This window comes from Klebsiella sp. SWET4 (assembly GCF_024296565.1).
Lineage (GTDB): Bacteria > Pseudomonadota > Gammaproteobacteria > Enterobacterales > Enterobacteriaceae > Klebsiella > Klebsiella variicola.
Map to the genome: position 1 here is coordinate 1 of NZ_JANCOB010000010.1, position 12,517 is coordinate 12,517.

Genomic DNA, 12,517 nt, shown 5'->3' on the forward strand with positions numbered 1-12,517 from the left:
GCACGACCTTGCCAAGGTCGGGGTCGCGAGTTCGAGTCTCGTTTCCCGCTCCAAATTTTCTTCCATCTCTTATTTATCCACAGTGCAATCCAGCGCCGGGGATGATTTTCATTTGATATCCAGAAATACTGTGAACAGAGTTATCCACAGGTTGTCGTTCCGTCTTTGACGGCGTAAATGCTTCGCTTTGTAAATAGTATCTTTATATGTCATTGAAATTTAACAATTAAATTTCATTTCGAAATGTTAATCCGATCACTTGACCTCGGTCTGCGCCTTGAAACGCAATGTGTTTTAGATTTTATTCACAGCCTGTGAATGAATCAGGCGTCGCGCGGCAAGCCTTTCTCTACCACCCTGACCAGACGTAATTTTTTCGGCAGTTGTACTTCGACGGCGTCGGCGTTCCGCTTGTTTATTTGCTCAGCGATAGCCCATTCGATGTGCTCGTCGAGAAGCGGGTGCTCACCCCGGCGACTCTCCAGCGCGCGAAGATGGGCTTCATCCCAGGGCGCATTGCCCAGCGCGACGGCGATATTGCGCAGCCAGCGCAGGTGGCCAATGCGACGAATCGCCGACCCTTCGGTTACCTTCAGAAACCACGCTTCGCTCCAGGCGAACAGCTCCACCAGCGGTGGCGCATGCAACGCTTTGCGTGGACTGAAATCCTCTTCATCGGTGAGCTGTGAGAAACGGTTCCACGGACAGATCAACTGACAATCATCACAACCGTAAATACGGTTGCCGATAAGCGGACGGAACTCCTCCGGGATAGAGCCTTCCAGTTCAATGGTGAGATAGGAGATGCAGCGCCGGGCGTCGACGGTGTAGGGCTCAACGATGGCGCCGGTGGGGCAGATGGTCATGCAGGCGACGCAGCGTCCGCACTCCTCCGCAACCGGGCTGTCGACCGGTAGAGGCAGATCGATCAGCAGTTCGCCGAGGAAAAAGAATGATCCCGCGTCGCGGCTTAAGATAAGTGAGTGCTTACCTGTCCAGCCAAGGCCCGCTTTTTCTGCGATTGGCCGCTCCAGGATAGGCGCGGAATCGACAAAAGGTCTAAAATTGAGCGAAGCACACTGTTCCTGAATCTTCTCCCCCAGTTTTTTCAGGCGATTACGTAGCAGCTTATGATAATCACGCCCGAGGGCATAACGGCTGACGTAACCCAGTGCGGGATCTTTCAGGGTGCGGGCAAAGGCGGCGTTGGCGGGCAGATAGTTCATCCGCACGCTGATAACGCGTAACGTACCGGGCAGCAGTTCGTGGGGACGGGCGCGCATCATACCGTGACGGGCCATCCACTCCATTTCGCCGTGGTATTGTTTATCCAGCCATGCCTGCAGTTTGGGTTCACTGGCGCTGAGGTCGGTATCGGCGATACCCACCTGCTGGAACCCGAGCTCTGTGCCCCACTGTTTGATTTGTTGCGCTAACTGAACGAGATCGAGGGGCTGTGACATGATGGACCATACAATGACGAAAAACCCTGACAGTATACCATACAACATTTGGCCTGCGGAGGCGCTGCGCCTGGCCGAACGAGAGGCGGCGGACAGCCTGGGGCTGACGCTGTTCGAACTGATGCAGCGCGCGGGCGAGGCGGCCTTTCAGCTGGCCAGCCGCGCTTATCCCGCCAGCGCGCACTGGCTGATCCTCTGCGGACATGGCAACAACGGCGGCGACGGATATGTTGTCGCGCGTCTGGCACAGGCCGCGGGGCGGCGGGTGACGCTGCTGGCGGTAGAGAGTGACAGCCCGCTGCCGGAAGAGGCGCAGGCGGCGCGGGAGGCGTGGCTTAACGCCGGCGGCGTGATCCATGCGGCGACTATCCCGTGGCCCGACGATATCTCACTGATTATTGATGGCCTGCTCGGCACCGGTCTGCACAGTGCGCCGCGCGATCCCGTCGCGGCGCTCATCCACCAGGCGAACCACCACCCGGCGCCGGTGGTGGCGCTGGATATCCCTTCCGGCCTGAATGCGCAGACCGGCGCGACGCCAGGTGCAGTGGTTCAGGCCGACCACACCCTGACCTTTATCGCCCTCAAACCCGGGCTGCTGACCGGCAAGGCGCGGGATGTCGTCGGGCATCTCCATCATCATGCCCTTGGGCTCGAGCGCTGGCTCGCCGGGCAAAGTACTCCCCTGACGCGGTTTTGCGCCGCCCACCTCCCCGACTGGCTGCCGCCGCGGCGGGCCACCTCCCATAAGGGCGATCACGGCAAGCTGGTGATTGTCGGCGGCGATCGCGGCACAGCAGGCGCTATCCGTATGTGCGGTGAAGCGGCCCTACGCAGCGGTGCAGGGCTGGTGCGAGTGCTTACTCACCCGGAGAACGTGGCGCCCATTGTCACCGTGCGGCCGGAATTAATGGTAGATGAACTGACGCCCCAGACCCTGAAAGCCGCGCTGGAATGGGCTGATGTGGTGGCGATTGGCCCGGGTCTGGGGCAGCGCGAATGGGGGCGCAGCGCCCTGCGCACGGTGGAAAGTTTTAACAAACCGATGGTCTGGGACGCCGACGCGCTGAACCTGCTGGCATTCAATCCCGATAAACGTCACAATCGCGTGTTAACGCCGCACCCCGGCGAAGCGGCCCGTCTGCTGAACGTTAGCGTGGCAGAAATTGAAAGCGATCGCTTACTTTCTGCGCAGCGTCTGGTAAAACGGTATGGTGGCGTGGTTGTGCTGAAAGGCGCAGGCACGGTGGTGGCCAGTGAAAGCGGGGCGATGGGCATTATCGATGCCGGCAATGCCGGGATGGCCAGCGGCGGGATGGGCGATGTGCTTACCGGCATTATTGCCGCATTGTTAGGACAGCACCTGACGCCGTATGATGCAGCCTGTGCCGGGTGCGTCGCTCATGGCGACGCCGCCGACCGGGTGGCCGCTCGCGAGGGCACCCGCGGTATGCTGGCGACCGATCTCTTTTCCACGCTCAGGCGTGTTGTTAACCCGGATGTGATTGACGTAGACCATGATTAACCGAGTGATTCCTTTACCCGATGAGCAGGCCACGCTGGCCCTTGGCGACCGCATCGCGCAGGTCTGTACCGGCGCCACCGTGATTTATCTGTATGGTGATTTAGGCGCGGGGAAAACGACCTTCAGCCGCGGATTTTTGCAGGCGCTCGGTCACCGCGGCAATGTCAAAAGCCCAACCTATACCCTGGTGGAGCCGTATACCCTCGAGAATCTGATGGTATATCACTTCGATCTCTACCGACTGGCGGATCCTGAGGAGCTCGAATTTATGGGGATCCGTGATTATTTTGCCGACGATGCCATCTGCCTGGTGGAATGGCCGCAGCAAGGCGCAGGTGTCCTGCCTGACCCGGATGTTGAAATTCACCTTGATTACCAGGCACAAGGGCGTGAGGCGCGTATTACCGCGATCTCCTCACGGGGTGAGTCTTTACTGGCGCGTTTAGCCATTTAGCCTGAAGGATGACGGGATGAAGTATCGCATAACCACCTGGCTTGCCGCTGCGCTAATGCTCTCGAGTCTTCACGCCACTGCGGCGAGTTTATCCGATATCCAGGTCTCTAACGGAGACCAGCAGGCCCGTATTACCCTAAGCTTTGTCGGTGAGCCGGAGTACTCCTTTACCCCACAGGGTAAACGTCTGGTCGCGCTGGATATCAAGCAGACCGGCGTATTGCAGGGACTACCGCTGCAGTTTAGCGGCAGCAACCTGGTGAAGAGTATTCGCGCCGGTACGCCGCAGGATACGCAGACGCTGCGTCTGCTGGTGGATCTGACGGAAGATGGTAAAACGCGAGCGGTGAAGCAGCAGAACGGGGCGAATTACACGGTGGTCTTTACCATCAACGCCGACGCACCGCCGCCACCGCCGCCTGTGGTGGTGAAACGGGCTGACCCGCCGCCGGTGATGCCTTCCCGGACGGCGACGTCAGGGCGTAACCCGTTCAGCTCGTCGGGTCATGAACGGCAGACGGCGATGACCTCCTCCCAGCCGGCGATGACCAACAATCAGACCGTGACTCGCCCGGCGGCCCGTACGGTGTCGGCGGATGATAAGGTGATTATCGCCATCGATGCCGGACACGGCGGTCAGGATCCTGGCGCGATTGGTCCGAATGGCACCAAAGAGAAGAACGTCACTATCGCTATCGCGCGCAAGCTGCGGGCGTTACTGAACGCCGATCCGCAGTTTAAGCCGGTGCTGACCCGCGACGGAGATTACTTTATTTCGGTGATGGGCCGCTCTGACGTGGCGCGTAAGCAAAACGCCAACTTCCTCGTCTCTATCCATGCTGATGCCGCGCCAAACCGCGATGCGACCGGCGCCTCGGTGTGGGTGCTCTCGAACCGTCGCGCCAACAGCGAAATGGCCGGTTGGCTCGAGCAGCATGAGAAGCAGTCTGAACTGCTCGGCGGGGCAGGCGACGTGCTGGCGAACAGCCAGGCCGACCCCTACCTGAGCCAGGCGGTGCTGGATCTGCAGTTCGGTCATTCCCAGCGCGTCGGCTACGATGTGGCGACCAACGTGCTGAGCCAGCTGCAGCGCATTGGCAACCTGCACAAACGCCGCCCGGAGCATGCCAGCCTCGGTGTATTGCGCTCGCCGGATATCCCGTCGATCCTCGTGGAAACGGGCTTTATCAGTAACAACGGTGAAGAGCGGCTGCTGGGGAGCGATGATTACCAGGAGCAGATTGCGGAGGCGATTTATAACGGCCTGCGCAACTACTTTATGCAGCATCCGCTGCAGTCGGCGCCTCGCGGCGAGGCGGCGCAGACCGCCAGCGCCGCAGCGCCAGGCGGGATGTTGATTAACTAAGGAGCAGGGGATGCCGATTCAGGTTCTGCCGCCGCAGCTCGCCAACCAGATTGCCGCCGGCGAAGTGGTGGAGCGGCCCGCGTCGGTGGTGAAAGAGCTGGTTGAGAACAGTCTTGATGCTGGCGCTACGCGGATTGACATTGATATCGAACGCGGCGGCGCGAAGCTCATTCGCATCCGCGATAACGGCAGCGGCATCAAAAAAGACGAGCTGGCGTTGGCCCTGGCTCGTCATGCGACCAGTAAGATCGCCTCGCTTGACGATCTGGAGGCGATTATCAGCCTCGGCTTTCGCGGCGAAGCGCTGGCCAGTATCAGTTCGGTGGCGCGCTTAACGCTGACTTCGCGCACGGCGGAGCAGCAGGAAGCCTGGCAGGCTTATGCCGAAGGCCGCGATCAGGCGGTAACGGTGAAGCCGGCGGCGCACCCGGTTGGCACCACCCTGGAAGTCCTCGATCTGTTCTACAACACGCCGGCGCGGCGCAAATTTATGCGCACCGAAAAAACCGAGTTCGGCCACATTGACGAGGTGGTGCGCCGCATTGCGCTGGCGCGCTTCGACGTCACCATTAACCTCAACCATAACGGTAAGGTGATACGACAGTATCGGGCAGTGGCGCAGGATGGCCAGCGGGAGCGGCGGCTGGGAACCATTTGCGGCGCCGCTTTTCTCGAACATGCGCTGGCGATCGAGTGGCAGCATGGCGATCTGACCCTGCGCGGCTGGGTTGCCGATCCGCTCCATACTACCCCGGCGCTGGCGGAAATTCAGTACTGTTACGTCAACGGCCGGATGATGCGCGACCGGCTGATCAATCATGCTATCCGCCAGGCCTGTGAAGACAAGCTGGGCGCCGATCAGCAGCCGGCGTTTGTGCTGTATCTGGAGATCGATCCCCATCAGGTGGATGTGAACGTCCATCCGGCCAAGCATGAGGTGCGTTTCCATCAGTCTCGCCTGGTGCATGACTTTATCTACCAGGGCGTACTGAGCGTGCTGCAGCAGCAGCTTGATGCGCCGCTGGCGGAAAAAGACGACCCGCCGACGCCGCGCCAGATGCCGGAGAACCGCATCGCCGCAGGCGGCAACCAGTTTGCTCGGCCGTCGGAAGCGCGTGAACCGGCAACCCGATTCAGCATCACATCGTCGCGTGAGCCGGCTGCCTCCGGCGGCAGTTCTGGCGGCGCGAGCTGGCCGCATGCGCAGCCCGGTTACCAGAAGCAGCAGGGCGCGCTTTATCGTCAGTTGCTCGACACGCCCGCCGCTCCGCGACCCGCGCAGCCGTCCGCCGCCCCGGCGGAACTGGCTGGTCACAGTCAGAGTTTTGGCAGAGTGCTGACGATTGTCGGCGGCGATTGCGCGCTGCTGGAGCGCGAGGGCAGTCTGGCGCTGCTGTCGTTGACCGTTGCCGAGCGCTGGCTGCGCCAGGCGCAGTTGACGCCGGGTACGGAAGCGGTATGTGCCCAGCCGCTGCTGATCCCGTTGCGGTTAAAAGTCACGGAAGGGGAGAAGCGGGCGCTGGCCGCTGCGCAGTCGGCGCTGGCGCAGTTGGGGATCGAGCTTCATACCGATGCCCTGCACGTGACGGTGCGCGCGGTCCCTTTACCCTTAAGACAACAAAATTTACAAATCTTGATTCCTGAACTGATAGGCTACCTGGCGCAGCAAAACGCATTCGACGTCGGCAACATCGCCCAATGGATGGCGCGTAATCTGACGAGCGAACAGGCGTCATGGAATATGGCGCAGGCGATTGCGCTGCTGGCGGACGTCGAACGTCTTTGCCCGCAGCTGGTGAAAACGCCGCCGGGTGGCCTGTTACAACCTGTAGATCTCCATTCGGCGATGAATGCCCTGAAAGATGAATGATGTAACCGAGGCGAGCCTGCCCAAGGCAATTTTTTTAATGGGCCCGACGGCCTCAGGTAAAACCGCGCTGGCGATAGCCTTACGTAAAGTTTTGCCAGTAGAGTTGATTAGTGTTGATTCCGCCCTCATTTATCGGGGAATGGATATTGGCACTGCCAAACCGGATGCCGCGGAGCTTAGCGCTGCGCCGCACCGGCTGCTGGATATTTTGGATCCCGCAGAAGCTTATTCCGCGGCTGATTTTCGCCGCGACGCGCTGGCGGCGATGGCCGATATTGTCGCCGCCGGGCGTATTCCGCTGTTAGTCGGCGGAACGATGTTGTATTTCAAAGCGTTGCTGGAAGGATTGTCGCCCTTACCGTCGGCTGACCCAGAGGTCAGAGCGCGGATTGAGCAGCAGGCCGCAGAGCAGGGGTGGAACGCGTTACATCAGCAATTACAGGAAATTGATCCCGTGGCTGCTGCGCGTATTCATCCAAATGATCCGCAAAGGCTTTCCCGGGCACTGGAAGTTTTTTTCATTTCGGGTAAAACTTTAACGGAACTGACGCAAACGTCAGGAGACGCTCTGCCATATCAGGTGCATCAGTTCGCCATCGCCCCGGCGAGCCGTGAACTGCTCCATCAACGCATAGAACAGCGTTTTCATCAGATGTTAGCTTCAGGTTTTGAAGCAGAAGTACGGGCGCTTTTTGCCCGCGGAGATTTGCATACGGATATGCCTTCCATCCGTTGTGTTGGATACCGCCAGATGTGGTCATACCTCAATGGCGAGATCCCTTATGATGAGATGGTTTATCGAGGTGTTTGCGCCACGAGACAGTTAGCCAAACGTCAGGTCACCTGGCTGCGCGGTTGGGAAGGTGTGCACTGGTTAGACAGTGAACAACCTGAACAAGCGCTCAACAAAGTATTACAGGTTGTTGGTGCGAGCCAGAACTGAACGTGTACAATTGAACGGTATCGTGCGTAATTTTTTTTAAGAATCGTAAGGTTCTGAGTACAAAACAAGCATACATATAAGGAAAAGAGAGAATGGCTAAGGGGCAATCTTTACAAGATCCGTTCCTGAACGCTTTGCGTCGGGAACGCGTTCCGGTTTCTATTTATTTGGTGAATGGTATCAAGCTGCAAGGGCAAATTGAGTCTTTCGATCAGTTCGTGATCCTGTTGAAGAACACGGTCAGCCAGATGGTCTATAAGCACGCAATTTCTACTGTTGTCCCGTCTCGCCCGGTGTCTCACCACAGCAATAATGCTGGCGGCGGTTCCAGTAACTATCACCACGGTGGTAGCGCGCAGGGCTCTTCTGCGCCGCAACAAGACAGCGACGACGCCGAATAAGGCCAGTGCTGTTTTTCCACGCCGGGGAGCCAGGTTTTCTGTGTTCCCCGCTGGTATTTTATAAGGGGTTTACGCTTGTTTGACCGTTATGACGCCGGTGAGCAGGCGGTACTGGTACACATCTATTTTTCGCAAGACAAAGATATGGAAGATCTCCAGGAGTTTGAAACTCTGGCCTCTTCCGCCGGTGTCGAAGCAATGCAGGTGATTACCGGTAGCCGTAAAGCACCGCACCCGAAGTATTTTGTTGGTGAAGGTAAGGCAGTCGAAATTGCGGAAGCCGTTAAAGCGACCGGCGCGTCGGTCGTGCTCTTCGATCATGCCCTGAGTCCGGCGCAAGAACGCAACCTGGAACGTCTGTGCGAATGCCGGGTTATCGATCGCACCGGTCTTATTTTAGATATTTTCGCCCAGCGCGCGCGCACCCATGAAGGGAAACTGCAGGTTGAGCTGGCGCAGTTGCGCCATATGGCAACCCGTCTCGTCCGCGGCTGGACCCACCTTGAAAGACAGAAAGGCGGGATTGGTTTGCGTGGCCCGGGTGAAACCCAGCTCGAAACCGACCGTCGTTTATTGCGTAACCGCATCATGCAGATCCTGTCGCGACTGGAAAAAGTTGAGAAACAGCGTGAGCAGGGGCGGCGGTCGCGCGCGAAAGCCGATATTCCAACCGTGTCGCTGGTGGGCTACACCAACGCCGGAAAATCAACGCTCTTTAACCAGATCACCGCTGCCGAGGTCTATGCCGCGAACCAGCTGTTCGCCACCCTGGACCCGACGCTGCGCCGCATTGACGTCCCTGACGTCGGCGAAACGGTACTGGCCGATACCGTCGGCTTTATTCGCCATCTGCCGCACGATCTGGTAGCCGCGTTTAAAGCGACGTTGCAGGAGACGCGTCAGGCGACGCTGCTGCTGCATGTGATTGACGCGGCGGATGTCCGTGTGCAGGAAAACATTGATGCGGTAAATACGGTTCTCGCTGAGATTGAAGCCGATGAGATCCCCGCGCTGATGGTGATGAACAAAATCGACATGCTTGACGATTTTGAACCGCGCATCGATCGCGACGATGAAAATAAACCGATTCGGGTCTGGCTTTCAGCCCAGACCGGGGTTGGCGTACCACTGCTTTTTCAGGCATTAACGGAACGTCTTTCCGGTGAAGTGGCCCAGCATACGCTGCGCTTACCGCCGAAAGAAGGGCGACTGAGAAGCCGTTTCTATCAGCTTCAGGCGATAGAAAAAGAGTGGATGGAGGATGACGGCAGCGTGAGTCTGCAGGTGCGCATGCCGATCGTTGACTGGCGGCGCCTCTGTAAGCAAGAGCCAACGCTTGTTGACTATGTGGTTTAACCTTGCAGCTTGCCTGAAGATATTGACCCCTGTGGGGATATCAAAAACAAATATGGAGCATATACATGGCGTGGAATCAGCCCGGTAATAACGGACAGGACCGCGACCCGTGGGGGAGCAGCAAACCTGGCGGCAACTCTGAGGGAAATGGCAACAAAGGTGGTCGCGAGCAGGGGCCGCCGGATCTGGATGATATCTTCCGCAAGTTAAGTAAAAAACTTGGCGGGCTCGGCGGCGGCAAGGGCGGACTGGGCGGTGGTAATAACGCGCAGACCCCTCGCGGACCGATGGGCGGGCGTATTGTCGGCATCGTTGCCGCGGCGGCAGTGATTATCTGGGCGGCCAGCGGTTTTTATACCATTAAAGAAGCCGAACGCGGCGTCGTGACCCGTTTTGGTAAGTTCAGCCATCTGGTTGAGCCAGGCCTGAACTGGAAACCGACCTTTATCGATAACGTTCAGGCGGTGAACGTGGAGTCGGTACGTGAACTAGCCGCTTCCGGCGTCATGCTGACCTCTGACGAAAACGTCGTGCGCGTTGAGATGAACGTGCAGTACCGCGTCACCGATCCGGAACGCTATCTGTTTAGCGTTACCAGCGCGGATGACAGTCTGCGTCAGGCGACTGACAGCGCGCTGCGCGGCGTGATCGGCAAATACACCATGGATCGCATTCTGACCGAAGGTCGTACCGTGATCCGTAGCGATACCCAGCGCGAGCTGGAAGAGACTATCCGCCCGTACAACATGGGGATCACCCTGCTGGACGTCAACTTCCAGACGGCACGTCCGCCGGAAGAGGTGAAGGCGGCGTTTGACGATGCCATTGCCGCGCGTGAGAACGAGCAGCAGTACATCCGTGAAGCGGAAGCTTATACCAACGAAGTACAGCCGCGGGCGAATGGCCAGGCGCAGCGTATCCTTGAAGAGGCGCGTGCCTACAAGACCCAGACCGTCCTGGAAGCCCAGGGTGAAGTGGCTCGCTTTGCTAAGCTCCTGCCGGAATACAAAGCCGCGCCGGAAATTACCCGCGAGCGTCTGTATATCGAAACCATGGAAAAAGTGCTGAGCCACACCCGCAAAGTGCTGGTCAATGACAGCAAAAACGGCAATCTGATGGTTCTGCCGCTTGACCAGATGCTGAAAGGCGCCGCCGCGCCGGCAGCAAAGAGCGATAGCAGTGACGCCAGCGATCTGCTGCGTCTGCCACCTGCATCCAGCACAGGCAGCGCCAGCACCTCATCAACCTCGAGCTCAACCGGGGGTAGCATTATGGACCAACGCCGCGCTAACGCGCAGCGTAACGACTACCAGCGTCAGGGGGAATAACGATGCGTAAATCTGTTATCGCGATCATTGTCATCGTGCTGGTAGTGCTCTACATGTCAGTCTTTGTCGTAAAGGAAGGCGAGCGCGGGATTACGCTGCGTTTCGGTAAAGTTCTGCGCGACGACGAAAACAAGCCGCTGGTGTATGCGCCGGGCCTGCACTTCAAGATCCCGTTTATCGAATCGGTGAAGATGCTGGATGCGCGTATCCAGACCATGGACAACCAGGCTGACCGTTTTGTGACCAAAGAGAAAAAAGACCTGATCGTCGACTCCTATATCAAGTGGCGCATCAGTGACTTCAGCCGTTACTACCTGGCAACCGGCGGCGGCGACGTCTCCCAGGCCGAGGTGCTGCTGAAGCGTAAATTCTCTGACCGTCTGCGTTCTGAAATTGGTCGTCTGGATGTGAAAGACATCGTCACCGACTCCCGTGGCCGCCTGACGCTGGAAGTGCGCGATGCGCTGAACTCGGGTTCTGCTGGCACGGAAGACGAGGTCAGCACCCCGGCGGCTGATGACGCTATCGCCAAAGCCGCTGAGCGGGTGGAAGCGGAAACCAACGGCAAAGTGCAGGTGATCAACCCGAACAGTATGGCGGCGCTGGGTATCGAAGTTGTCGACGTGCGTATCAAACAGATCAACCTGCCGGCAGAAGTGTCGGAAGCGATTTATAACCGTATGCGCGCGGAGCGTGAAGCGGTTGCTCGTCGCCACCGTTCACAGGGTCAGGAAGAAGCTGAGAAACTGCGCGCGACCGCAGACTACGAAGTCACCAAGACGCTGGCGGAAGCCGAGCGCCAGGGTCGTATCCTGCGTGGTGAAGGCGATGCGGAATCGGCAAAACTGTTTGCCGACGCGTTCAGCCAGGATCCAGGCTTCTACTCCTTTATCCGTAGCCTGCGTGCCTATGAGAAGAGCTTCCAGAGCAACCAGGATGTGATGGTCCTGAGCCCGGACAGCGATTTCTTCCGCTATATGCGTTCACCGGATTCGGCGCGTAAATAAGCCGCAGAGGGTGTAAGCCTGAAGTGCTAACGCGAAAAGGCGCCTGTTTCAGGCGCCTTTTTTCATACTGCGGGGGGCGTGAATTAGTTGCCGAGCAGTTTGTTCAGCAGGCCACCGATCACCGGCAGGCTCGCCAGCGCACTTTCGATGGTGCCACCGATAGTCGACCCAACGCTTTCGCCCAGGGTTTTGCCCAGGTCTGGCGCCAGGTCGGCCAGATTGAGGGTGCCAATCAGCGGCAGGTTGATGCTCAGGGCATCGGTACCCATCGTCCATGCGGCGGCGCCGACCTTGCTGCCTAAGGAAGCCAGGCCATCCTGTAACCAGCCTGCGCCGCTCACATTTTCGATTTCAAACGCGGTTAATTCTCTCATGATAATCTTCCTGATTATGTAGACGTACCGGGTTGTAGTACGCGACGGCATAGTTACAATTTAAAAAATATGCAGCAATACAATTAGTTGTGAATTTTGTTTCACCTTGCCAGTTCATAATGAAGATGAAATACGGGACAATGTGAAATGAGTGAATGAATTCACCATGCTGGCCGATGACGCCCGCGAGGGCGACGATAATACTTTTCAATTAGGGTTGATAATGAACTCCACCATTTGGCTGGCGCTGGCGCTGGTTTTAGTACTCGAAGGGCTCGGCCCGCTGCTCTATCCTCGCGCCTGGCGCAAAATGGTCGCCAGCCTGAGCCAGTTACCGGATAATTTATTGCGCCGCTTTGGCGGCGGACTTGTGGTTGCAGGGATTGTGATCTACTACATGTTGAGGAAATCGATTGGCTGATCAAAAAGT

Annotated in this window: 12 protein-coding genes; 10 read left to right on the top strand and 2 right to left on the bottom strand. The window is 58.1% G+C overall.

Going from position 1 to position 12,517, the window contains the following annotated elements; translation table 11 throughout:
- Positions 1-323: 323 nt before the first annotated feature.
- The gene (gene queG, locus NKJ21_RS20440) at positions 324-1,463 is read right to left on the bottom strand and encodes a tRNA epoxyqueuosine(34) reductase QueG (protein ID WP_008807198.1); all 1,140 of its coding nucleotides are present in this window, start codon (positions 1,461-1,463) and stop codon (positions 324-326) included.
- 13 nt (positions 1,464-1,476) lie between these two features.
- On the opposite strand from queG, the gene nnr reads away from it, so the two are divergent.
- The 9 genes from nnr to hflC all read left to right on the top strand — a co-directional run bounded on the left by nnr (position 1,477) and on the right by hflC (position 11,713).
- The gene (nnr, locus tag NKJ21_RS20445; RefSeq protein WP_254733179.1) at positions 1,477-2,988 is read left to right on the top strand and encodes a bifunctional ADP-dependent NAD(P)H-hydrate dehydratase/NAD(P)H-hydrate epimerase; all 1,512 of its coding nucleotides are present in this window, start codon (positions 1,477-1,479) and stop codon (positions 2,986-2,988) included.
- Positions 2,981-3,442 carry a tRNA (adenosine(37)-N6)-threonylcarbamoyltransferase complex ATPase subunit type 1 TsaE gene (gene tsaE, locus NKJ21_RS20450; protein ID WP_008807197.1) on the top strand — a complete coding sequence of 154 codons (462 nt, stop codon included), beginning with the start codon at positions 2,981-2,983 and terminating at the stop codon, positions 3,440-3,442. Before nnr ends, tsaE begins: the two co-directional genes overlap by 8 nt.
- A 16-nt stretch (positions 3,443-3,458) precedes the next feature.
- The gene (gene amiB, locus NKJ21_RS20455) at positions 3,459-4,808 is read left to right on the top strand and encodes an N-acetylmuramoyl-L-alanine amidase AmiB (RefSeq protein ID WP_022064852.1); all 1,350 of its coding nucleotides are present in this window, start codon (positions 3,459-3,461) and stop codon (positions 4,806-4,808) included.
- A 10-nt stretch (positions 4,809-4,818) separates the two neighbouring features.
- Positions 4,819-6,678: a DNA mismatch repair endonuclease MutL gene (gene mutL / locus NKJ21_RS20460; protein ID WP_022064853.1), complete on the top strand. Its 1,860-nt coding sequence runs from the start codon at positions 4,819-4,821 to the stop codon at positions 6,676-6,678.
- Positions 6,671-7,621 carry a tRNA (adenosine(37)-N6)-dimethylallyltransferase MiaA gene (gene miaA, locus NKJ21_RS20465; protein ID WP_002885652.1) on the top strand — a complete coding sequence of 317 codons (951 nt, stop codon included), beginning with the start codon at positions 6,671-6,673 and terminating at the stop codon, positions 7,619-7,621. Before mutL ends, miaA begins: the two co-directional genes overlap by 8 nt.
- Positions 7,622-7,713: 92 nt before the next feature.
- Entirely contained in the window at positions 7,714-8,022 is a 309-nt protein-coding gene (gene hfq / locus NKJ21_RS20470) for an RNA chaperone Hfq (protein ID WP_002885659.1), read from the top strand.
- 75 nt (positions 8,023-8,097) lie between these two features.
- A complete protein-coding gene (hflX, locus tag NKJ21_RS20475; RefSeq protein ID WP_008807194.1) occupies positions 8,098-9,378 on the top strand; it encodes a ribosome rescue GTPase HflX in 1,281 nt (426 codons plus the stop codon).
- Between the two features lie 65 nt (positions 9,379-9,443).
- Complete coding sequence (gene hflK, locus NKJ21_RS20480) at positions 9,444-10,706, top strand: FtsH protease activity modulator HflK (protein WP_012543112.1); 1,263 nt, start codon at positions 9,444-9,446, stop codon at positions 10,704-10,706.
- A 2-nt stretch (positions 10,707-10,708) separates the two neighbouring features.
- Positions 10,709-11,713, top strand: coding sequence for a protease modulator HflC (gene hflC, locus NKJ21_RS20485; protein ID WP_002885662.1), 1,005 nt, complete (start codon positions 10,709-10,711; stop codon positions 11,711-11,713).
- A gap of 83 nt (positions 11,714-11,796) precedes the next feature.
- On the opposite strand, the gene NKJ21_RS20490 is transcribed toward hflC, so the two are convergent.
- The gene (locus tag NKJ21_RS20490; RefSeq protein ID WP_008807192.1) at positions 11,797-12,087 is read right to left on the bottom strand and encodes a hypothetical protein; all 291 of its coding nucleotides are present in this window, start codon (positions 12,085-12,087) and stop codon (positions 11,797-11,799) included.
- Between the two features lie 223 nt (positions 12,088-12,310).
- Between NKJ21_RS20490 and NKJ21_RS20495 the strand changes: the two genes are divergently transcribed.
- Entirely contained in the window at positions 12,311-12,508 is a 198-nt protein-coding gene (locus NKJ21_RS20495) for a DUF2065 domain-containing protein (RefSeq protein WP_002885664.1), read from the top strand.
- The last annotated feature ends 9 nt before the right edge of the window (positions 12,509-12,517 follow it).

Coding starts and splice junctions, on each gene's coding strand:
- queG (WP_008807198.1), bottom strand. CDS start 1,463: ATGTCACAGCCCCTCGATCTCGTTCAGTTAGCGCAACAAATCAAACAG.
- nnr (WP_254733179.1), top strand. CDS start 1,477: ATGACGAAAAACCCTGACAGTATACCATACAACATTTGGCCTGCGGAG.
- tsaE (WP_008807197.1), top strand. CDS start 2,981: ATGATTAACCGAGTGATTCCTTTACCCGATGAGCAGGCCACGCTGGCC.
- amiB (WP_022064852.1), top strand. CDS start 3,459: ATGAAGTATCGCATAACCACCTGGCTTGCCGCTGCGCTAATGCTCTCG.
- mutL (WP_022064853.1), top strand. CDS start 4,819: ATGCCGATTCAGGTTCTGCCGCCGCAGCTCGCCAACCAGATTGCCGCC.
- miaA (WP_002885652.1), top strand. CDS start 6,671: ATGAATGATGTAACCGAGGCGAGCCTGCCCAAGGCAATTTTTTTAATG.
- hfq (WP_002885659.1), top strand. CDS start 7,714: ATGGCTAAGGGGCAATCTTTACAAGATCCGTTCCTGAACGCTTTGCGT.
- hflK (WP_012543112.1), top strand. CDS start 9,444: ATGGCGTGGAATCAGCCCGGTAATAACGGACAGGACCGCGACCCGTGG.
- hflC (WP_002885662.1), top strand. CDS start 10,709: ATGCGTAAATCTGTTATCGCGATCATTGTCATCGTGCTGGTAGTGCTC.
- NKJ21_RS20490 (WP_008807192.1), bottom strand. CDS start 12,087: ATGAGAGAATTAACCGCGTTTGAAATCGAAAATGTGAGCGGCGCAGGC.
- NKJ21_RS20495 (WP_002885664.1), top strand. CDS start 12,311: ATGAACTCCACCATTTGGCTGGCGCTGGCGCTGGTTTTAGTACTCGAA.